Below are 19,154 nucleotides of genomic sequence, written 5' to 3' on the forward strand. Positions count from 1 at the left end.
GCAGAAACAGCCTCCATCCACAGGCTCATCCATCCACAGACCTGTTTCCCCGCAGGTCGTCGTCTGCGCCGAACGAGCCGCTCCTGCCAGTGTTCTGGGCAGAGCGCCCTCGGGATCGGTCCGGGGCGCAGCGGCTGGGGGGTCGAAAGTTGTCGAATGTCGGGTTGGGTGCGCGGGGTGAGGATGCGGCTGTGGCGTTCCTCGTCGCATCGGGAATGGAGGTCGTCGAGCGCAACTGGCGTTGTCGCTACGGCGAACTGGATGTCGTTGCGCGGGAGGGTGACACGATCGTCTTCGTCGAGGTGAAGACGCGATCGGGCACGAGCTTCGGCTCACCCGAGGAGTCGGTGACGGTCGCCAAGCAGGGCCGCATTCGGCGACTGGCCGGGTTGTGGCTGATCGAGAGGGGAGGGCCGTTCGTACCCGTGCGGTTCGACGTCATCGGTGTGATCGCCGTTCCGGGTGGGCAACCGACGGTCGTGCACCACCGGGCGGTGTTCTGATGGCCCTCGGACGTGCGTATTCGGTGGCAGTGACGGGTATCGACGGCGTACTCGTGGAGATCGAAGCCGACATCGGCCGCGGACTTCCGGGCGTACATGTCGTGGGATTGCCGGACACGGCATTGCAGGAATCACGTGATCGGGTGCGAGCAGCGGTGACCAACTGCGGTCAGACGTGGCCGAATTCGAAAGTGATCCTTGCGCTGTCACCCGCAACCTTGCCGAAAGTCGGCTCCGTGTACGACCTTGCCCTGGCGTGTTCGGTTCTCGACGCTGCGAAAGTGGTTCCACGACGGCTGCTCTCGCGAACCGTCCTGCTGGGTGAGCTGGCGCTCGACGGCCGGCTTCGCTCCGTTCGGGGCATTCTTCCGGCCGTTCTTGCGGCACGCAGCGCCGGGTGGCCGCGGGTGGTGGTGCCCGTGGCGAGTCTGGCCGAGGCAGGGCTGGTGAGCGGTATCGACATCCTCGGGGCCAAGCATCTGGCGGAGGTGATCGCGTGGCTCTCCGGTCGTGCGACGCTGATGCCGCCGGGACCGGTGCCCGCTCCGCCCGAGGACACGTCGAGCGACCTGCGAGACGTGGTGGGTCAGTCGGAAGCGCGGTGGGCCATCGAGGTTGCCGCGGCCGGTGCCCATCACCTCATGCTCACGGGCCCACCCGGGATCGGGAAGACCATGTTGGCGCAACGACTTCCAGGACTGCTGCCGCCACTGACCGAAGCGGAAGCCCTGGAAGTGACGGCAGTGCATTCCGTCGCGGGGACGTTGACGAGCGAACGGCCACTGATCACCTCGGCTCCGTTCATCGCCCCGCACCACAGCAGCTCGGTGAGCTCCCTCGTCGGCGGTGGAACGGGTATCGCCAAGCCCGGTGCCGTCAGCCGCGCGCACCGGGGAGTGCTGTTTCTCGACGAGTGCGCGGAAATGTCCGCGCGCGTTCTCGAGTCGTTGCGTACCCCACTGGAAGACGGTGAGGTGAGGATCGCGCGCCGCGACGGGGTTGCCCGCTACCCGGCGCGCTTCCAGTTGGTGATGGCAGCCAACCCCTGTCCGTGTGCGGCGGCTCGGACCGCGGACTGTGTGTGCGCGCCGACCGTTCGTCGCAGGTACCTGGGCAGGCTGTCCGGTCCGCTGCTCGATCGGGTCGACCTGAGGGTGCAGATGCACGCGGTCACGACGGGTGCGTTGACCGACGAGCCGGGGGAGTCGACCGAGGAGGTTCGCATGCGCGTCGCTGCGGCGCGCGCCGCGGCCATCGAACGGTGGTCGCAGTTCGGCTGGCACACCAACGCCGAAGTGCCCGGACCGGCTCTGCGTCAACAGTTTCGACTGTCCCGTGACGCAGTCGCACCGCTGGAGCGGGCACTGCGGCGTGGGGTGCTGACCGCGAGAGGCGCCGACCGCACCCTGCGGGTGGCGTGGTCCCTGAGCGATTTGGCGGGCACGTCGTCGCCGGGTCCCGATGCGGTGTTGGCGGCCATGGGGTTTCGGGATCGGGGTGTCGCGTGAGCGCATGGGACGACGAACGGGTGGCGTGGGCGTACCTGTCGCGGGTGACGCAGGGGCCGTCGCGGGTGGTGTCGGATTTCGTCGATCGTTTCGGGGTCATCGAGGCGGTCCGAGCCATCAAGTCCGGTGTGGTTCCTCGCGTCGTGGGGGATCGGGTGTCGGCGCGTGCGCACATCGACACCGCCGTCGCCGATCTGGATGCGGTAGCGGCCCTGGGAGGGCGACTGGTGATTCCCACGGACGAGGAGTGGCCGGCCTGGCGACTCGTCGGCTTTCACAACGGGGAGTTCGGTGGCCGGGCCGACACGTCGGTTCCCCTGGCGCTGTGGGTGATCGGTGCGCGCTCTCTGCTCGACGTCACCGAACGAGCGGTGGCCGTGGTGGGCACGCGGGCGGCGACGGCCTACGGGGAGCACGTGGCCGGGGAGATCTCGGGTGACATGGCCGTCGACGGGTGGACCGTGGTGTCCGGCGGCGCGTTCGGGATCGACGGTGTGGCGCACCGGGCGGCGATGGGCGTCGGCGGAGTGACCGTTGCGGTGTTGGCGTGCGGCGTCGATCGGGCGTACCCCGCCGGTCATGCCCGGTTGCTGCAGCAGATCGCCTCGTCGGGCTTGGTGGTCAGCGAGTATGCGCTCGGGACCACTCCGGCCAAGCATCGGTTTCTGGCGCGCAATCGTCTGGTGGCGGCGTTCGGTGAGGGTGTGGTGGTGGTCGAGGCCGGATGGCGCAGCGGTGCGCGAAACACCGCGTCGTGGGCACGTTCTCTGGGTCGACCGGTGGTGGCCGTACCGGGTCCGGTGACGTCGGCGTCGTCGGCGGGGTGCCACCGGATGATCAGGGAATCCGAGGCCCGACTGGTGTCGAACGCGCGTGACGTGGTCGAGGAAATCGGGTCGATCACGGCGGCCCTGGACGAGCAAGACCATTTGTTCACCCGATCCGACGATCGTATTTCCGGACCGGCTGTGCTGGTTCTCGATGCATTGCCGGGGGCCGGTTCTCTGGGGTCTCGTGAGATATCGGAGTTGTCGGGTGTTCCGTTGTCGGACGTGCGGGCGGCATTGGTTCTGCTGGAAATGGAATCGCTTGTGATTCGTGACGACACTGGGTGGGCGCGGGCGCCGAGGAGTCGGTAGTACGCCGACTCCGATATTCCGTACCCGTTTGCGCAAAAAGCGTCCGCGGACTCACCGCTCGAAAACCGGCATAACGGTACGGCGGGGCGTCCATATCGGTGCGCGAATCGCCGCCCAGAAAAAGAACCCAACGGTCTGTTGCAAGCGGAACGGAGATATCCGAAACCTGAAAAGATGAGATCAAAAGTGCACCGTCACAACGTCTTCGATTATCTCGCAATTGCAACGAGGTCGAGTCGGTCGAACGTGAAGACGCGATCCCACCGGGCCGGTGCGTGTCTTTGTTTCTCTTGCGGCATATGCTTTGGCCAAAGCATTCCAGTCGGATCCGCGTACGGACCGAAATCGTGAGAGGGAACAAAACAAAATGGCACGACGTACCACTGTCCAGATGATCGACGATGTCGACGGATCGCTGATCAAAGAGGGGCAGGGCGAAACCGTCGAGTTCTCCCTCGGCGGAGTCTCGTACACCATCGATCTGAATCACAAGCACGCCAACGAGCTCTACGACCAGTTCGCATTCTGGGTCGAGCATGCCGAGAAGACCGGTGGCCGCAAAACGCGTCGTGCGACCGCAGCAGCGCCGAAGAAGGGGCGCCAAGATTTGCAGGACGTTCGCGCGTGGGCCAAGGACAACGGTTTTGCGGTGTCGGCGCGCGGGCGTATCAGTCAGGAAATTCAGGACGCGTACGACGCTGCACACTGAGCGTCGGCGCCACCGAAGTGCGCTATATTAGGTAACACTTACCTGATCCCGGAAGGGGGCGCTCTCGTGGCGCGACGCACCACCACGCTCACCGTCGTCAGAACCGAACGGTTGACACCGCACATGGTCCGGGTCTTCATGGGAGACCCGGACTTCGGCGCGTTCGAACCCAGCACCTTCACCGACTCGTACGTGAAGATCCACTTCGGTGACGAGCCCACCCTCCGTACCTACACGGTGCGGTCCGTCGACCCGGTCCGTCGCGAAGTCGCCATCGATTTCGTCGTCCACGGAGACGAGGGTGTGGCAGGCCCATGGGCTGCGAACGTGCAACCCGGCACGACGGTCAGCATGTTCGGGCCGAGTGGTGCGTATTCGCCTCGGCCCGATGCGGATTGGCACTTGTTCGCCGGTGACGAGTCGGCCATTCCGGCGATCTCGGCGGCCGTCGAGTCGCTCCCCGAAGACGCCATCGCCAAGGTGTTCATCGAAGTGGCCGATCGGCACGACGAGATCTACATGGAGTCTCTGGCGCTGGTCGACGTCACCTGGATCCACCGCGGCGCGCCGTCGAACGAGGTGGGCAACGACAACGCCGGTGACAATGCGCCGCTGATCGCTGCGGTGCGAGCGACCGAATGGCTTCCCGGCCAGGCTCAGGTCTTCGTGCACGGTGAGGCGCAGGCCGTGATGCAGAACATCCGCCCGTACATCCGCAAGGAACGCGGAGTTCCTGCCGAGTGGGCATCGATTTCCGGGTACTGGCGACGCGGCCGCACCGAAGAGGGCTTCCGCGAGTGGAAGCGCGAACTGGCTGCCGCCGAATCATGACAGAGCAGCGACAGACAGAGCTGCGACAGAGAGAGCAGTGACCGACAGCGCGGTGATGGACCGCTACGCCGCGCATCTGCGACTGCAGCGAGGGCGCTCGGAGCACACCGTTCGGGCTTATCTGTCTGACGCAGGCAGTTTTATGGGTCATCTCGAGAAGGAAGTTCCCGGCGCCGGCTTCGAGGACATCACGCTGACGGTGCTTCGCAGTTGGCTCGCCTCGCTCACTCGCGACGGGTCCGCTCGTACCTCCATCGCCCGTCGCGCGTCGTCCGCGCGCACGTTCACCGCCTGGCTGTGCCGTGAGGGCCTCCTGGAAACCGATCCCGGTGCGCGCCTCGTGGCGCCGGCGTCGCGCCGCACGTTGCCGGCCGTGCTGCGAGCGGATCAGGCGGCCGATGCTCTCGCGGCAGCCGAGTCGGGTGCCGCGCAGGACGACCCTCTGGCACTGCGAGACCGACTGATCGTCGAACTGCTCTACTCCACCGGTATCCGTGTGGGAGAACTGTGCGGACTCGACGTCGACGACGTCGACCTCGGGCGCCGCCTCGTGCGGGTGATCGGAAAAGGCAACAAAGAACGGTCGGCCCCATTCGGTGGACCCGCGGCCGACGCACTGGATTCGTGGCTCGAAGTGGGGCGGCCGGCGCTCGCCTCCCCGAAGTCCGGCTCGGCTCTGCTGCTCGGCAAGCGCGGTGGACGGCTCGATCAGCGACAGGCCCGCAGCGTGGTTCACGAAGTGCTGTCCGCCATACCCGGTGCCCCCGACCTGGGGCCGCACGGCTTACGGCACTCCGCCGCCACCCATTTGCTCGAGGGCGGAGCGGACCTCCGTGTGGTCCAGGAGATCCTGGGCCACGCATCCCTGGCGACTACCCAGCTATACACCCACGTTTCGGTAGAACGTCTGCGAACGGTGCACGATAAAGCGCATCCGCGCGCATAAATCGACCGTTTCGGACCGGACGTCACCATTTGGTACTGTGTACCCAGAGTTACATCCATCAGTTAGTGATGTGGAACATACTCGTCGTTCGAGGGGCATGGTCGGGTAGCAGGCGGGGAAGCATCCAGACGAGGGCGCTAGGGAGGATCGTGGATCGTCACATGAACGACCGAGACCGATTCTGGCTGCCGACGACCCCGTCGGTGCCTGGCCCGAACCTGTACACGTCCGCATTCCGGACGGACGCGACTCGCTTCGACGACGGTCACCCCGTACACACGCCCCAGCATCACGGTCAACCGCAGCATCACGGTCAATCGCAGTACTCCGGTCAGCCCCAGCACGGCGGTCAACCGCAGTACAACGGTGCGGCGCGTCCGCCCGTCAACGGTGAGTTGGGTGCGGAAGCTCTGCTCGACCGTTCACACCGTGACCTCGAACCAGGGTGGCGGCGCACGCTTCGACGATTCACCGCCGGCGCTGTCTCCGGGGAGCCGACGGCGGCCGAGCGGCTCGAGTCGCAGATCAACCGCATTCGCCAACCCATCCGAAGCGACTACCGCATAGCCTTCCTCTCGCTCAAGGGCGGAGTGGGCAAGACGACGGTCACGGTCGGTCTGGGCTCGACGTTCGCGTCGTTGCGCGGTGACAACGTGGTTGCCGTCGACGCGAATCCCGACTTCGGAACCCTCGGTGAACGCGTGCCGCAGCAGACGAAGTCGACGGTGCGCGATCTCCTGGCCGCGGGCCCGTACATTCGCCGGTACTCCGACATCCGAGCGCACACCTCGCAGGCGCCCAGCCGTCTGGAAGTGATTGCGGGAGAACGTGATCCGGCCGCCTCGGAGGCCTTTACCGAATCGGATTACCGCGGCGTGATCGAGTTGTTGCGCGTGCACTACAACCTGATTCTGACCGACTGCGGAACCGGCATCATGCACTCGGCGATGAACGGTGTTCTCAGCCTTGCGCATTCGCTGGTTCTGGTCAGCTCGCCGGCCGTGGACGGTGCGCGCAGCGCGGCCGCAACCCTGGACTGGCTCGGTCTGCACGGGTACTCGCATCTCGTAGAGCGGACCGTCGTGGTGGTCAGCGCGCATCGCCCGGGCGCGGCCAGGATCGACATGAACGAATTGACTCGTCATTTCCTGGCCCGGTGCCGCGCCGTCGTGGTGGTGCCGTTCGACGAGCACCTCGCGGAAGGGTCCGTCGTCGACCTCGAGCGGTTGCGTCCGCGCACTCGGGAGGCGTTCACCGAACTCGCCGCCATGGTGGCCGACGACTTCCCGGACGCCGGCGGTCGCCACGCCAATCATCGCCGATAGGTCGTCACCACCGGTTCGAGTCGTACCGCTCGGCCGCTGACGAGTGCTGTCGGATCGAGGTAGTCACGGTCTCGGCGCGCGCCCCAGTGCAGGCACGCCGCCTCGGGGCAGCCCGGATGGCCGGTTGCCACCGTTCCGATCGGCTGACCACGCCGCACGCGATCACCTGCTGCTACGCCCGCCTCGACGGGTTCGTACGTCGTCCGCAGACCGCCAGGATGGTCGATGGACACGACCGGCTTGCCCGCCACGGTTCCCGCGTACACCACGACGCCGTCGCCGGCCGCGAGCACGACCGCGTTCGGCTCGGCGGCCAGGTCGACACCTCGATGTCCGGGGAGCCACCGCTGGTCGGGAGGGTCGAAGGCGGTCACCACGTGGGGCCGGGGTGCCAGCGGCCACCCGAACACGCCGGTGCGGGCGGTCGCGGGTGTCGAGCACAGCACCAGTAGTGCAGCCACCAGGACGGCCACGTATCGCGTCATGCTCGACAGCCTCCCGCGGCCCGATGCCCGTCGGCACCGATCACTCGGCAGGTGTGGACAACCGGCCGCGGCCGTCCACAGATCGACGTGTGGTCTTGACAGATCGCGGGCGAGCAGGAGGCGGTTATGACCTGGGGCTTCGACGCCGTACACTCGACGTGCGGCTCGTGTCATCACGGGTCGACTTCGCGCGTTCGCGTTCGGCCTTCCTTTCGGAAGGTCGTACATCTAGCCTCCGGCTGGTCCTGCAGTGCAGGTCCGGGGGCCACGAGCGCCAGGGCGGGAAACCCGAGTTTCCCGCGACAACCGGCACAACGAAAGAGAGTTCTTCAGCCATGGCTGTAGTAACCATGAAGCAGCTGCTCGACAGCGGCACGCACTTCGGGCATCAGACCCGCCGTTGGAACCCGAAGATGAAGCGCTTCATCTTCACCGACCGCAACGGCATCTACATCATCGACTTGCAGCAGACGCTGACGTACATCGACAAGGCGTACGAGTTCGTCAAGGAGACCGTTGCCCACGGCGGCACCGTTCTCTTCGTCGGCACCAAGAAGCAGGCGCAGGAATCCATCGCAGCCGAGGCCACGCGCGTCGGTATGCCGTATGTGAACCAGCGTTGGCTCGGCGGCATGCTCACCAACTTCAGCACCGTGCACAAGCGCCTCATCCGGCTCAAGGAACTCGAGTCGATGGAGCAGACCGGTGGCTTCGAGGGTCGCACCAAGAAGGAAATCCTCATGCTCACGCGTGAGATGACCAAGCTCGACCGCACCCTCGGCGGTATCCGGGACATGTCCAAGGTTCCGTCGGCCATCTGGATCGTCGACACCAACAAGGAGCACCTTGCGGTCGCCGAGGCGCGCAAGCTGAACATCCCGGTCATCGCGATCCTCGACACCAACTGCGATCCCGACGTCGTCGACTACCCGATCCCGGGCAACGACGACGCCATCCGCAGTGCCGCCCTGCTGACCAAGGTCGTGGCGTCCGCCGTGGCCGAGGGCGTGCAGGCACGTGCCGGCCGCAACACCGGTTCCGACGACAAGCCCGAGGTCGGCGCAGGCGAGCCCCTTGCCGAGTGGGAGCTCGAGCAGCTCGCGCAGGCCTCTCCCGCTGCCGAGGCCACCACGGCCGCGGCCGCCGAGACACCGGCTGCCACCGAAGCTCCTGTCACCGAGGCGCCCGCCGCGGAAGCACCTGCCACACAGGCATAGTCGACGCGGCCCCGGTCAGAACTCTGGCCGGGGCCGTTTCGTCTTTCTTTCGAAAAACTCCCCGGATTCACCCCACATCAAGAGGAGGCTCGCCCACGATGGCGAACTACACCGCCGCTGACGTCAAGCGGCTCCGCGAGCTCACCGGCTCCGGAATGATGGATTGCAAGAACGCACTTGCCGAGACCGACGGCGATTTCGACAAGGCCGTCGAGCAGCTGCGCATCAAGGGCGCGAAGGACGTCGGCAAGCGTGCCGAGCGGTCCACCGCCGAGGGCCTGGTCGTCGCCAAGGGCGGCGTCCTCGTCGAGATCAACTCCGAGACCGACTTCGTCGCCAAGAACGCCGAGTTCCAGGCGTTCGCGCAGTCGATCGCGGACGTTGCCGCCGAGGGCAAGCCGGCCGACGTCGACGCACTCAAGGCGCTGACGCTGGACGGCAAGACCGTCGACGTGGCACTGCAGGAGCTGTCGGCCAAGATCGGCGAGAAGCTCGAGATCCGTCGCGTCGTGTCCTTCGACGGCCCGGTCGCCACCTACCTGCACAAGCGCAGCTCCGACCTTCCGCCCGCCGTCGGCGTGCTCGTCGAGTACACCGGTGAGGGTGAGGCTGCAGCGGAGGCCGCTCGCGGCGCTGCCATGCAGGTCGCAGCACTGAAGGCGAAGTACGTCACGCGTGACGAGGTGCCGTCCGACATCGTCGAGGGCGAACGTCGCATTGCCGAGGAGACCGCCCGCGAGGAAGGCAAGCCCGACGCGGCTCTGCCGAAGATCGTGGAAGGTCGCGTCAACGGCTTCTTCAAGGACGTCGTTCTGACCGAGCAGTCCTCGGTTCAGGACTCGAAGAAGACCGTCAAGGCCATCCTCGCCGACGCAGGCGTCACGATCACCCGCTTCGTTCGTTTCGAGGTCGGCTCGAACTGATCTCGTGTAGATCGCACCTGTGCCGTCCATCCTTTCGGGGTGGACGGCACAGTCGTGAGTGCGACATGAGGCAGGATGAGACCGCACGGAGTAGACCGCACCGAGGCGCCACGCACTCGTAAGGAGCTTTCATGACCGAACCGGCAACCGAACGACCTGGCTTTCGGCGTGTCCTGCTGAAGCTGGGCGGCGAGATGTTCGGCGGCGGTGAGGTCGGTCTCGACCCCGACGTGGTTCAGAAGGTCGCGGAAGAGATCGCGTACGTGGTGCGGACCGGTGTGCAGGTTGCCGTGGTCATCGGCGGCGGAAACTTCTTCCGCGGCGCCGAACTTCAGGTCCGGGGCATGGACCGGTCCCGATCCGACTACATGGGCATGCTCGGAACCGTCATGAATTGCCTTGCGCTGCAGGATTTCCTGGAGAAGCAGGGGATCGCGACCCGCGTGCAGACCGCCATCACCATGGGGCAGGTCGCGGAGCCGTACATCCCACTGCGCGCGCAGCGTCACCTCGAGAAGGGGCGCGTGGTGATCTTCGGTGCCGGTATGGGCATGCCGTACTTCTCCACCGACACCACGGCGGCGCAGCGTGCGCTCGAGATCGGCGCCGAGGTGGTCCTGATGGCGAAGGCGGTCGACGGGGTGTACTCCGCCGATCCGCGTACCGATCCCGACGCCACGATGTTCGATCAGATCAGTCACCGCGAGGTCATCGAGAAGGGTCTCGCGGTCGCCGACGCCACCGCGTTCAGTCTCTGCATGGACAATCAGATGCCGATCATGGTGTTCAACCTGCTGACCGAGGGCAACATCGCCCGTGCGGTGCGCGGTGAGAAGATCGGGACGTTGGTCAAATAGTGAACGTACACAGCAAGTTTCGGAAGGACCGGTCGTGATCGACGAAGCATTGTTCGACGCAGAAGAAAAAATGGAGAAGGCCGTCACGGTCGCCCAGAACGACCTGGGCTCCATCCGAACCGGACGAGCGAACCCGGGCATGTTCAACCGGATCGTGATCGACTACTACGGATCTCCCACCCCGATCACGCAGCTGGCCGGCATCAACGTGCCCGAGGCGCGCATGGTCATCGTCAAGCCCTACGAGCAGTCGCAGCTGAACGCCATCGAAACGGCGATCCGCAACTCGGACCTCGGGGTGAACCCGTCGAACGACGGCAACATCATCCGCATTTCGATCCCGCAGCTCACCGAGGAGCGTCGCCGCGACTTCGTGAAGCAGGCCAAGAGCAAGGGCGAGGACGCCAAGGTGTCCATCCGCAACGTCCGGCGCAAGGCGATGGACGAGCTCAAGCGCATTCAGAAGGACGGCGAGGCGGGGGAGGACGAGGTGGCCCGCGCCGAGGCGGAACTCGACAAGACCACGGCGAAGTACGTCGCGACCGTCGACGACCTCGTGAAGAACAAGGAAGCGGACTTGATGGAGGTATGAGTGACCTCCGATAGTCCCGGTCCGGACGCGCCCGCGAAGAAGGCGTCCCGCGCCGGGCGCGATCTTCCCGCCGCGTTCGCCGTCGGCGGCAGTCTCGGCATCATGCTCATTGTGGTGCTGACGTTCGTGCCCAAGGTGTTCGTCGCCGTGGCCGCCGTGGCCGTCGCCATCGCCACGTGGGAAGTCGCGAAACGCCTGCGCGAGGGCGGTATCGAGGTCCCGCGTGTCCCGTTGATCGTCGGCGGCCAGGCCGTCATGTGGTCCGCCTGGCCGTGGGGTCCGATGGGCTCGATCAGCGCGTTCGCCGCGACCGTTCTGGTCATGATGGTGTGGCGGCTCCTGGGTCAGGGTCTGACCAAGCCGCCGGAGAACTTTCTGCGTGACACCGCGATCTCGGTCTTCGTTCTCGCGTGGCTGCCGCTTCTCGGAGCGTTCGCGACCATGCTGACGCTCGAAGACAAGGGCGGTTTCCGAGTACTGGTCCTGATGATCGCCGTCGTCTGCTCCGACGTCGGCGGCTACGCGGCGGGTGTGCTGTTCGGTCGGCACCCCATGGCACCGGCGATCAGCCCCAAGAAGTCCTGGGAAGGCCTCGGCGGATCGTTGCTGTTCTGCATCGTCGGGTGCCTGTGCACGGTCACGTTCATGCTCGACGCGAACCCCCTGATCGGTGTTCTGCTCGGCGTTCTCGTGGTCTTCAGCGCCACGCTCGGCGATCTCATCGAGTCGCAGGTCAAGCGCGATCTCAAAATCAAGGACATGGGCACGATGCTGCCCGGCCACGGCGGAATCATGGACCGGCTCGATTCGGTCCTGCCGTCGGTGTTCGTCACCTGGCTCGTTCTCACCGCACTCGTCTGACGTCGCCGTGGCGGTGATCAAGAGCCCCAACATCTGGAACTGGCCGCAGGTCTACGAGGCCGAGAACCGCGCCCAGGATGCGGACGGCGCGATCTTCGCGGCGCTGCGCGACGTGGCCGACTGGACGGGACGAGACGTCGTCGACGTCGGCTGCGGAACCGGCTATCACCTGCCGGTCTTCGCCGAGCGCGCCCGGTCGGTGATCGGCGTCGAACCGCACGCGCCGCTGGTGGGGCCCGCCGTCGAGAGGGTGTCGTCACTCCCGACGGTGTCGGTGGTGGTCGGATCGGCCGAGCGAATGCCGCTGCCCGACGCGTCGGCCGACGTCGTTCACGCGCGCACCGCGTACTTCTTCGGCTCAGGCTGCGGGCCGGGAATCCGGGAAGCCATGCGGGTGCTGCGGCCCGGAGGAGTGTTGGCCGTCGTCGACCTCGACGCGACCGCGTCGCCGTATGGCGACTGGATGCGGGCCGATCTGCCGCACTACGACCCCGCCGCAGTGGAACGCTTCTTCGATGCGCAGGGTTTCGATCTGCGGCGAATCGACACGGTGTGGCGATTCGAGGATCGCCGAACGTTGGTCGACGTTCTCGGCATCGAGTTCTCCGAAGCCGCGGCGCGCCGAGCGATCGAGAGCGTTCCCGGGCTGTCGTTCGGCGTCCGCTACCGCATTCACACGCGGCGAAAGCCCGACGGGCTGATCAGCCCGCGGTGATGTGGAACGTCGCCGCCTGAGCGGTGATCTTCTTGGCCTTCGCGAGACGGGGGAGGTCGCTGCCGTCGCGGACGCGCGCGCCGTCCTCGCCGAGGGCATCGATGACCTCGCGTGCCCACGTCACGTCGGCCGGGCTCGGTGCGAGCTCGCGATTGACGATGGGGGCCTGGTCGGGATGCATGCAGAGCTTGCCGGACATCCCCATCGACAGCGTGAGAGCGCTGTCGCGGCTGAGGAACCCGTCGTTGACGGCCAAGGTCGGGCCGTCGATCGGTCCGGGGAGGCGAGCCGCGCGGGAGGAGACGACCAGGCGCGAGCGCGGGTAGGCCATGGCCAGCGGTTCGTCGCTCATCCCGGTGTCACGCCGGAAGTCGCCGCTTCCGAACGCGAGACGGAACGTCGAGTTGGCGCGAGCGATCTCCGGTGTCGCCTCGAGGCCCATGGCCGATTCGATCAGCGCGAGGATCCGAGTGCCCTCGGGGAGGCGCTCGGCGGTCATCTCGACCTGGCTGCCGCTCTCGGTCTTCGCGAGCATGACGCCCTGCAGACCCGGTGCATCGGCCAGCGCGGCGAGATCGTCGGCCCAGAACGTGGTGGTGGCGTCGTTGATGCGCACCCAGGCGCTTCCGCCGTTCGACAGCCACTCGACGACGGCCGCCCGGGCAGCCGGCTTCGCGGCGGGAGCCACCGCGTCCTCGATGTCGAGGATGACGGCGTCGACCTCGGACTGTGCTGCAGCGGTGAAGGTCTCGGGCTTGGTAGCCGGAACCAGAAGCCACGACCGAGCCTTGTCGGCTGCGATGGCAGGTTGCACGGAAGTCTCCAAAAAGGTGGTCACGGTGCGGTCCTCGCTCGTCATCGGTGGTGTCGAAGGTCCATCGTGCACACGAGGTCGCCCTGGGCGAAAGGTTGCGTCAATAGTGTTCACCAGCAGTTTCTCCTCTCCGACGCGGCATTGGCCAGTTACCGGGCAGTAGTGGGACACTGGAACTCACCATGGCAACAACACCGCACAAGTCCGAAGAGAATGGCCTCAGGCCTGCCGCTGTCCCGTCCGAAGAGAACAGCCGTCGGCCTGCCTTACCACTCGTATTCGACGCCCCCCGCCGCGGTATGCCGCCCAAGCATCTCGCCGACCTCGACGCCGCCGCCCGTCGCAAGGCGGTCACGGATCTGGGCCTGCCCGCCTTCCGCGCCGACCAGCTCGCCCGGCAGTACTACGGCCGGCTGGAAGCGGACCCCGCGAAGATGACGGACCTCCCTGCTTCGGTGCGCGACGCCGTCGGTTCGGCGCTGTTCCCGACCCTGCTCACGCCGGTCAAGCACCTGTCGTGCGACGGCGGGGACACGCGCAAGACGCTGTGGAAAGCCGGCGACGGCACGCTGCTCGAAAGCGTTCTGATGCGGTACCCGGGTCGCGCCACACTGTGCATTTCGAGTCAGGCGGGCTGCGGCATGGCGTGCCCGTTCTGCGCCACCGGACAGGGAGGCCTGCAGCGCAACCTCTCGACCGCGGAGATCGTGGACCAGGTTCGCTCCGCCGCCGCCGACCTGCGCGACGGCGAGGTCGAAGGTGGTGAGGGCCGCCTGTCGAACGTGGTGTTCATGGGGATGGGGGAGCCGCTCGCGAACTACAAGCGCGTGGTCGACGCCGTGCGGCGCATCGTCTCACCCGCCCCGGAAGGGCTCGGGCTCTCGCAGCGATCGGTGACGGTGTCGACGGTCGGTCTCGCCCCGGCGATCCGCAAGCTCGCCGACGAAGGCCTGTCCGTGACGCTCGCCGTGTCTCTGCACTGCCCCGACGACGAGCTGCGCGACACCCTGGTGCCGGTGAACAACCGCTGGGCCATCAAGGAAGTCCTCGACGCCGCGCGGTACTACGCCGACAAGACCGGCCGACGAGTGTCCATCGAGTACGCCCTGATCCGGGACGTCAACGACCAGCCGTGGCGCGCGGACATGCTGGGCAAGAAATTGCACAAGGCGCTCGGCGCGCTGGTGCACGTGAATCTGATTCCGCTGAACCCGACGCCCGGCAGCGAGTGGGACGCCAGCCCCAAGCCGGTGCAGGACGAGTTCGTGAAACGAGTCATCGCTCAGGGCGTCTCGTGCACGGTGCGCGACACACGTGGGCAGGAAATCGCTGCCGCGTGCGGCCAGTTGGCCGCGGAGAACTGATCTCCTAGCGCTTGCGGCGCCGCTTGACCATGTCGATCACGAGGACGCCGATCAGGACGAGCGCCAGGCCGACCAGCCACAGGTCCTCGACCTTGCCCACGTGGTTGCCGATCAGCTGAACCAGCAGCATGAGCGCGACGATCCACCCGGCCACACGGAACGCGCGGGGAGCCTCGCCGCTCCATCCCCACGCGGCGGAGGGAACCTCGGCGGCCGTGGTGAGATCGTGGATCGATGCGGGACTCTTGTTGTCGGCCACGGTGTCTCTCCTGAAAGATCGTCGGGCGGGTTGCCCCGTCGCTGTGCCCGCAATCTTGGCATACGACCGTCCGTCGTAGCCATCGGGGACACGCCGATTCCAGCGAGTCGGCGCCGGGGCTGCAACAATCCCGACGTGACTTCGACGCGTCAGCCGCACCCCCTCGACGGTTATCCGCGCGACATGGTCGGCTACGGCCGCCGCGCCCCCGATCCGAAGTGGCCGGGCGCCGCCAAGATCGCGGTGCAGTTCGTCCTCAACTACGAGGAGGGCGCGGAGAACAACGTGCTCGACGGCGACACCAAGTCGGAGACGTTCCTGTCCGAAATGGTGGGCGCGCAAGCCTTTCCGAACCGGCACATGAGCATGGAGTCGCTCTACGAGTACGGATCGCGCGCCGGGCTGTGGCGGGTGCTGCGCACGTTCGAAAAGCGTGACCTCCCGCTCACGGTGTTCGCCGTGGCCAAAGCCATGGAGCGCAACCCGGAGGCCGTCGCCGCGTTCGGCGAGCTCGGGCACGAGATCGCATGCCACGGGCTGCGCTGGCTGTCGTACCAGCTGATCGACGAGCACGTCGAGCGCGAACACATGGCCGATGCGGTCTCGATCCTCACGGACCTGACCGGAGCCGCGCCGCTCGGGTGGTACACCGGCCGCGACTCGCCGAACACCCGGTCACTGGTCGTGGAGCACGGCGGCTTCCTGTACGACTCCGACTCCTACGCCGACGACCTCCCGTACTGGGAGAAGGTGGCGTCGGGATCCACCACCGTCGATCACCTCGTGGTTCCGTACACACTCGACACCAACGACATGCGCTTCGCGTCGCCCGGCGGTTTCCCGTCCGGCGAGCAGTTCTTCGCGCACCTTCGCGATGCGTTCGACGCGCTCTACGCCGAAGGCGTCGACGGCGCGCCGAAGATGCTCTCGGTCGGGTTGCACTGCCGCATCGTGGGCCGACCCGCCCGGATCGTGGCGCTCGAACGATTCCTCGACCACGTCCAGAGTCACGACGACGTGTGGATCACCCGCCGTGTCGACATCGCGCGACACTGGCACGCCCACCACGCGCCGGGCGCTACTCACGCCCACCACGCGCAGGGCGCTACTACGGCCTAGCGAGCGCGCCGATGTAGCGGCCCGTCATCACTTTCTGCATCGCGCGGTTGGCCGGACCGCCCAGGGCGACGAGCTTGTTGCCGGGCCGGGAGAACGCGCGGATGTGCGCGGTCACCACGTTCGTCGCCGGATCGAACTCGGCGACGAAGGACTCCTCGCCGCTCTCCGGGTGCCCCGGCAGCGTTCCGTAGACGAAACCGCGCCGGGTCGGTTCGTCGATCACGCGCACCACGCGGCACGGAATCGAGACCGGGCCCAGTCCGAGCACGACGATCGCCCCTTCCTCGGCGCGGATGGTCGTTGCCCGCACACGCAGACCCGCCCCGCGGTGCATGTCGAACTCCATGATGCGGCGTGCCGCCAGATCGAACGCCGCACGGCCGTGCCCGATCGGTCGTTCGACATCGACGTGGTGATATCCCGACGGCATCTCGCCGTCGGTGGCACCTACCTCGTCGTAGGTCAGCGGGCGGTCGGCGTAGGCGCTCAGATCCATGTGCCCGATCCTCACACGTCGGTCCGGAAGCGTTCGGTTCGACCGACCCCCAGCGTTCGCTCAGAATCGTCGGCCACAATGGTGCGGTGCAACAGCAGCGGATCCGGGTGCTCATCCTCGGAAGTACGGGCTCGATCGGTACCCAGGCGCTCGAGGTGATCGCCGCGAGGCCGGACCGCTTCGAGGTGGTCGGTCTCGCTGCCGGCGGCGCCAACCTGGATCTGCTGAACCAGCAGATCGCCGAGACCGGGGTCACCGAGGTGGCCGTCGCCCGAGCCGGAACGCAGCTGGGCGGCATCACCCCGCGAACCGGACCCGACGCTGCCACCGAACTGGTGCGAAACGTCGAAGCCGACGTCGTGCTGAACGGCCTCGTGGGATCGCTCGGTCTCGAACCCACCCTCGCCGCACTCGAATCCGGTGCTCGGCTGGCGCTGGCGAACAAGGAGTCGCTGGTTGCCGGAGGATCTCTGGTGACCAAGGCCGCGGCACCCGGGCAGATCGTTCCCGTCGACTCCGAACACTCCGCACTCGCCCAGTGCCTGCGCGGCGGGCGGGCGGACGAGGTGGCCCGCCTCGTGGTGACCGCCTCCGGCGGACCGTTCCGGAACTGGGATCGCGAGGGACTCGAGACCGTCACGCCGGAGCAGGCCGGCAAACACCCGACGTGGTCCATGGGCCCGATGAACACCCTCAACTCCGCCACCCTGGTGAACAAGGGACTCGAGGTGATCGAAGCCCACCTGCTGTTCGGCATTCCCTACGACCGCATCGACGTCACGGTGCATCCGCAATCGATCGTCCACTCGATGGTCACTTTTGTCGACGGGTCGACGCTGGCGCAGGCGAGTCCGCCGGACATGAAGTTGCCGATCGCCCTGGCGCTGGGGTGGCCCGACCGAGTGCCCGACGCAACGGTTGCGTGCGACTTCACGTCGGCCGCTCGGTGGGACTTCGAGCCGCTCGACGACGCTGTGTTCCCGGCGGTGGCGCTGGCGCGCCGCGCCGGCGAGCTGGGCGGGTGCATGACCGCCGTCTACAACGCAGCCAACGAGGTTGCGGCACAAGCGTTCCTGGATGGACGGGTGTCGTTCCCCGCCATCGTCGACACCGTGTCGGACATCGTGGAGACCGGTGCCGCCCTGTGGTCGGCGGAACCGACTACCGTGGGCGACGTTCTCGAGGCCGACGCGTGGGCACGGTCGGCCGCGGCCACGTTCGTCGACAAGCGTGAAGGAGTGTCGCTCTCGTGATGTTCGTTCTCGGAGTGGTCCTCTTCGCTCTCGGTATCGGCTTCTCCGTGGCTCTGCACGAAGCCGGTCACATGTGGACCGCGCAGAAGCTCGGCATGAAGGTGCGCCGGTACTACATCGGCTTCGGGCCCAAGATCTTCTCGTGGCGCCGGGGCGAGACGGAGTACGGCTTCAAGGCCATTCCCGCCGGCGGATTCTGCGACATCGCCGGAATGACCGCGGTCGACGAGCTCGCTCCCGACGAGGTCGACCGGGCCATGTTCCGGCAGAAGACCTGGAAGCGCCTGGTCGTCATGTTCGGCGGCATCGCCATGAACTTCGTGCTCGGGTTCGCCCTCGTGTTCGCGCTGGCCCTCGGCTGGGGGCTCCCGGACCGGGAAACCGCTCCCACCGCGCAGGTCGGCGGCCTCAGCTGTGCGGCGCCCACTCAGGCGGAGGACGGAGCGTTGTCCGCGTGCAGCGGCCCCGGCCCGGCGCAACAGGCCGGACTGCAGCAGGGCGACGTGATCACCTCGGTCAATGGCACACCCACCCCGACCAGCGACGACGTGGTGTCCGCGCTGCAGCCGCTCACGGGCACCGTTGAACTGGGCGTCCTGCGCGACGACCGACCGCTGACGCTGCCGGTCGAGCTGCAGCAGGTGCAGCGCTACGTGAAATCAGCGTCGGGTGAGCTCACGTCCACCACGGTCGGTGCGGTCGGTATGAGCATCGCGACCGTCGGACCGCCGAACGTGCAGTACAACGTGCTGACGGCCATCCCCGGATCGCTCAGCTACACCGGCTACATCTTCGTTCAGACCGCGCACGCCATCGTCCAGTTGCCCGCCAAGGTCGGCGCTCTCTGGACCGCCGTCACCGGCGGCGAGCGCGACGTCAACACCCCCATCAGCGTGGTCGGTGCCTCCGTCATCGGCGGGCAGGCCGCCGAGCGGGGACTGTGGGAAGTGTTCGTGGGCCTGCTGGCGACACTGAACTTCTTCCTCGGAGCGTTCAACCTGCTTCCGCTGCTGCCGCTGGACGGCGGGCACATCGCGGTGACGATCTACGAGGGCATCCGTAACAAGCTGCGCTTCCGCAAGGGACTGCCCGCGGGACGGCCCGTCGACTACATGAAGTTGATGCCCGCGACGTACGTGGTGATCATCGCCGGCGGCGCATTCATGTTGCTCACGCTGACGGCCGACATCGTCAACCCGATCCAGCTCTTCCAGTAGCGCGAAGTTCGGTAGCTCAGT

Annotated in this window: 21 protein-coding genes; 17 read left to right on the forward strand and 4 right to left on the reverse strand. The window is 66.8% G+C overall.

What is annotated here, in order from left to right:
- Window positions 1-89 precede the first annotated feature (89 nt).
- The 7 genes from AC59JP_RS04095 (at window position 90) to AC59JP_RS04125 (ending at window position 6,961) form a co-directional block, all read left to right on the forward strand.
- Entirely contained in the window at window positions 90-503 is a 414-nt protein-coding gene (locus AC59JP_RS04095; protein WP_497324338.1) for a YraN family protein, read from the forward strand.
- Window positions 503-2,011, forward strand: a complete 1,509-nt coding sequence (locus AC59JP_RS04100) for a YifB family Mg chelatase-like AAA ATPase (protein ID WP_497324339.1) — start codon at window positions 503-505, stop codon at window positions 2,009-2,011. Before AC59JP_RS04095 ends, AC59JP_RS04100 begins: the two co-directional genes overlap by 1 nt.
- On the forward strand, window positions 2,008-3,150 hold the full coding sequence (dprA, locus tag AC59JP_RS04105) for a DNA-processing protein DprA (RefSeq protein ID WP_497324340.1): 1,143 nt from the start codon (window positions 2,008-2,010) through the stop codon (window positions 3,148-3,150). The genes AC59JP_RS04100 and dprA overlap by 4 nt, the downstream gene beginning before the upstream one ends.
- A 367-nt stretch (window positions 3,151-3,517) precedes the next feature.
- Entirely contained in the window at window positions 3,518-3,859 is a 342-nt protein-coding gene (locus AC59JP_RS04110; RefSeq protein WP_497324341.1) for a histone-like nucleoid-structuring protein Lsr2, read from the forward strand.
- Between the two features lie 66 nt (window positions 3,860-3,925).
- Window positions 3,926-4,690: a siderophore-interacting protein gene (locus AC59JP_RS04115; RefSeq protein WP_497324342.1), complete on the forward strand. Its 765-nt coding sequence runs from the start codon at window positions 3,926-3,928 to the stop codon at window positions 4,688-4,690.
- Between the two features lie 55 nt (window positions 4,691-4,745).
- Window positions 4,746-5,636 carry a tyrosine recombinase XerC gene (locus tag AC59JP_RS04120; RefSeq protein WP_497324865.1) on the forward strand — a complete coding sequence of 297 codons (891 nt, stop codon included), beginning with the start codon at window positions 4,746-4,748 and terminating at the stop codon, window positions 5,634-5,636.
- A gap of 161 nt (window positions 5,637-5,797) precedes the next feature.
- A complete protein-coding gene (locus AC59JP_RS04125) occupies window positions 5,798-6,961 on the forward strand; it encodes a MinD/ParA family ATP-binding protein (protein ID WP_497324343.1) in 1,164 nt (387 codons plus the stop codon).
- On the opposite strand, the gene AC59JP_RS04130 is transcribed toward AC59JP_RS04125, so the two are convergent.
- On the reverse strand, window positions 6,949-7,446 hold the full coding sequence (locus AC59JP_RS04130) for a murein hydrolase activator EnvC family protein (RefSeq protein ID WP_497324344.1): 498 nt from the start codon (window positions 7,444-7,446) through the stop codon (window positions 6,949-6,951). The two genes, AC59JP_RS04125 and AC59JP_RS04130, sit on opposite strands and share 13 nt — an antisense overlap.
- Before the next feature lie 335 nt (window positions 7,447-7,781).
- Here AC59JP_RS04130 and rpsB point away from each other — a divergent pair, with 335 nt between their 5' ends.
- From rpsB to AC59JP_RS04160, 6 genes are all read left to right on the forward strand, one after another.
- On the forward strand, window positions 7,782-8,663 hold the full coding sequence (gene rpsB / locus AC59JP_RS04135; RefSeq protein WP_497324345.1) for a 30S ribosomal protein S2: 882 nt from the start codon (window positions 7,782-7,784) through the stop codon (window positions 8,661-8,663).
- A gap of 98 nt (window positions 8,664-8,761) precedes the next feature.
- Window positions 8,762-9,586 carry a translation elongation factor Ts gene (gene tsf / locus AC59JP_RS04140; protein ID WP_497324346.1) on the forward strand — a complete coding sequence of 275 codons (825 nt, stop codon included), beginning with the start codon at window positions 8,762-8,764 and terminating at the stop codon, window positions 9,584-9,586.
- A 131-nt stretch (window positions 9,587-9,717) separates the two neighbouring features.
- Window positions 9,718-10,443 (forward strand): UMP kinase, encoded by a 726-nt coding sequence (gene pyrH / locus AC59JP_RS04145; RefSeq protein WP_497324347.1) that lies wholly within the window; start codon window positions 9,718-9,720, stop codon window positions 10,441-10,443.
- 34 nt (window positions 10,444-10,477) lie between these two features.
- Window positions 10,478-11,035, forward strand: coding sequence for a ribosome recycling factor (frr, locus tag AC59JP_RS04150; RefSeq protein WP_497324348.1), 558 nt, complete (start codon window positions 10,478-10,480; stop codon window positions 11,033-11,035).
- Window positions 11,036-11,896, forward strand: a complete 861-nt coding sequence (locus AC59JP_RS04155; protein ID WP_497324349.1) for a phosphatidate cytidylyltransferase — start codon at window positions 11,036-11,038, stop codon at window positions 11,894-11,896.
- Window positions 11,897-11,909: 13 nt separating this feature from the next.
- Window positions 11,910-12,611: a class I SAM-dependent methyltransferase gene (locus tag AC59JP_RS04160; RefSeq protein WP_497324866.1), complete on the forward strand. Its 702-nt coding sequence runs from the start codon at window positions 11,910-11,912 to the stop codon at window positions 12,609-12,611.
- Here AC59JP_RS04160 and AC59JP_RS04165 read toward each other — a convergent pair.
- A complete protein-coding gene (locus AC59JP_RS04165; protein WP_497324350.1) occupies window positions 12,598-13,449 on the reverse strand; it encodes an HpcH/HpaI aldolase/citrate lyase family protein in 852 nt (283 codons plus the stop codon). The two genes, AC59JP_RS04160 and AC59JP_RS04165, sit on opposite strands and share 14 nt — an antisense overlap.
- Before the next feature lie 275 nt (window positions 13,450-13,724).
- Here AC59JP_RS04165 and rlmN point away from each other — a divergent pair, with 275 nt between their 5' ends.
- Window positions 13,725-14,789 carry a dual-specificity RNA methyltransferase RlmN gene (rlmN, locus tag AC59JP_RS04170; RefSeq protein WP_497324867.1) on the forward strand — a complete coding sequence of 355 codons (1,065 nt, stop codon included), beginning with the start codon at window positions 13,725-13,727 and terminating at the stop codon, window positions 14,787-14,789.
- 4 nt (window positions 14,790-14,793) lie between these two features.
- On the opposite strand, the gene AC59JP_RS04175 is transcribed toward rlmN, so the two are convergent.
- A complete protein-coding gene (locus tag AC59JP_RS04175) occupies window positions 14,794-15,048 on the reverse strand; it encodes a DUF2631 domain-containing protein (RefSeq protein ID WP_497324351.1) in 255 nt (84 codons plus the stop codon).
- 183 nt (window positions 15,049-15,231) lie between these two features.
- Between AC59JP_RS04175 and puuE the strand changes: the two genes are divergently transcribed.
- Window positions 15,232-16,167 carry an allantoinase PuuE gene (puuE, locus tag AC59JP_RS04180; RefSeq protein ID WP_497324868.1) on the forward strand — a complete coding sequence of 312 codons (936 nt, stop codon included), beginning with the start codon at window positions 15,232-15,234 and terminating at the stop codon, window positions 16,165-16,167.
- On the opposite strand, the gene AC59JP_RS04185 is transcribed toward puuE, so the two are convergent.
- Entirely contained in the window at window positions 16,157-16,663 is a 507-nt protein-coding gene (locus tag AC59JP_RS04185; RefSeq protein WP_497324352.1) for a DUF1990 domain-containing protein, read from the reverse strand. The genes puuE and AC59JP_RS04185 overlap by 11 nt on opposite strands.
- 86 nt (window positions 16,664-16,749) lie before the next feature.
- On the opposite strand from AC59JP_RS04185, the gene dxr reads away from it, so the two are divergent.
- On the forward strand, window positions 16,750-17,916 hold the full coding sequence (gene dxr / locus AC59JP_RS04190) for a 1-deoxy-D-xylulose-5-phosphate reductoisomerase (RefSeq protein WP_497324353.1): 1,167 nt from the start codon (window positions 16,750-16,752) through the stop codon (window positions 17,914-17,916).
- On the forward strand, window positions 17,913-19,133 hold the full coding sequence (locus AC59JP_RS04195; protein ID WP_497324354.1) for a M50 family metallopeptidase: 1,221 nt from the start codon (window positions 17,913-17,915) through the stop codon (window positions 19,131-19,133). The genes dxr and AC59JP_RS04195 overlap by 4 nt, the downstream gene beginning before the upstream one ends.
- Window positions 19,134-19,154: the final 21 nt, after the last annotated feature.

It is taken from the genome of Rhodococcus sp. 320_ES (assembly GCF_059691855.1).

What these genes read in the sequence shown, in the direction of transcription:
- AC59JP_RS04100 (WP_497324339.1), top strand. Translation starts at nt 503, where the DNA reads ATGGCCCTCGGACGTGCGTATTCGGTGGCAGTGACGGGTATCGACGGC.
- AC59JP_RS04110 (WP_497324341.1), top strand. Translation starts at nt 3,518, where the DNA reads ATGGCACGACGTACCACTGTCCAGATGATCGACGATGTCGACGGATCG.
- AC59JP_RS04120 (WP_497324865.1), top strand. Translation starts at nt 4,746, where the DNA reads ATGGACCGCTACGCCGCGCATCTGCGACTGCAGCGAGGGCGCTCGGAG.
- AC59JP_RS04125 (WP_497324343.1), top strand. Translation starts at nt 5,798, where the DNA reads ATGAACGACCGAGACCGATTCTGGCTGCCGACGACCCCGTCGGTGCCT.
- AC59JP_RS04130 (WP_497324344.1), bottom strand. Translation starts at nt 7,446, where the DNA reads ATGACGCGATACGTGGCCGTCCTGGTGGCTGCACTACTGGTGCTGTGC.
- rpsB (WP_497324345.1), top strand. Translation starts at nt 7,782, where the DNA reads ATGGCTGTAGTAACCATGAAGCAGCTGCTCGACAGCGGCACGCACTTC.
- tsf (WP_497324346.1), top strand. Translation starts at nt 8,762, where the DNA reads ATGGCGAACTACACCGCCGCTGACGTCAAGCGGCTCCGCGAGCTCACC.
- pyrH (WP_497324347.1), top strand. Translation starts at nt 9,718, where the DNA reads ATGACCGAACCGGCAACCGAACGACCTGGCTTTCGGCGTGTCCTGCTG.
- rlmN (WP_497324867.1), top strand. Translation starts at nt 13,725, where the DNA reads ATGCCGCCCAAGCATCTCGCCGACCTCGACGCCGCCGCCCGTCGCAAG.
- puuE (WP_497324868.1), top strand. Translation starts at nt 15,232, where the DNA reads ATGGTCGGCTACGGCCGCCGCGCCCCCGATCCGAAGTGGCCGGGCGCC.
- AC59JP_RS04185 (WP_497324352.1), bottom strand. Translation starts at nt 16,663, where the DNA reads ATGGATCTGAGCGCCTACGCCGACCGCCCGCTGACCTACGACGAGGTA.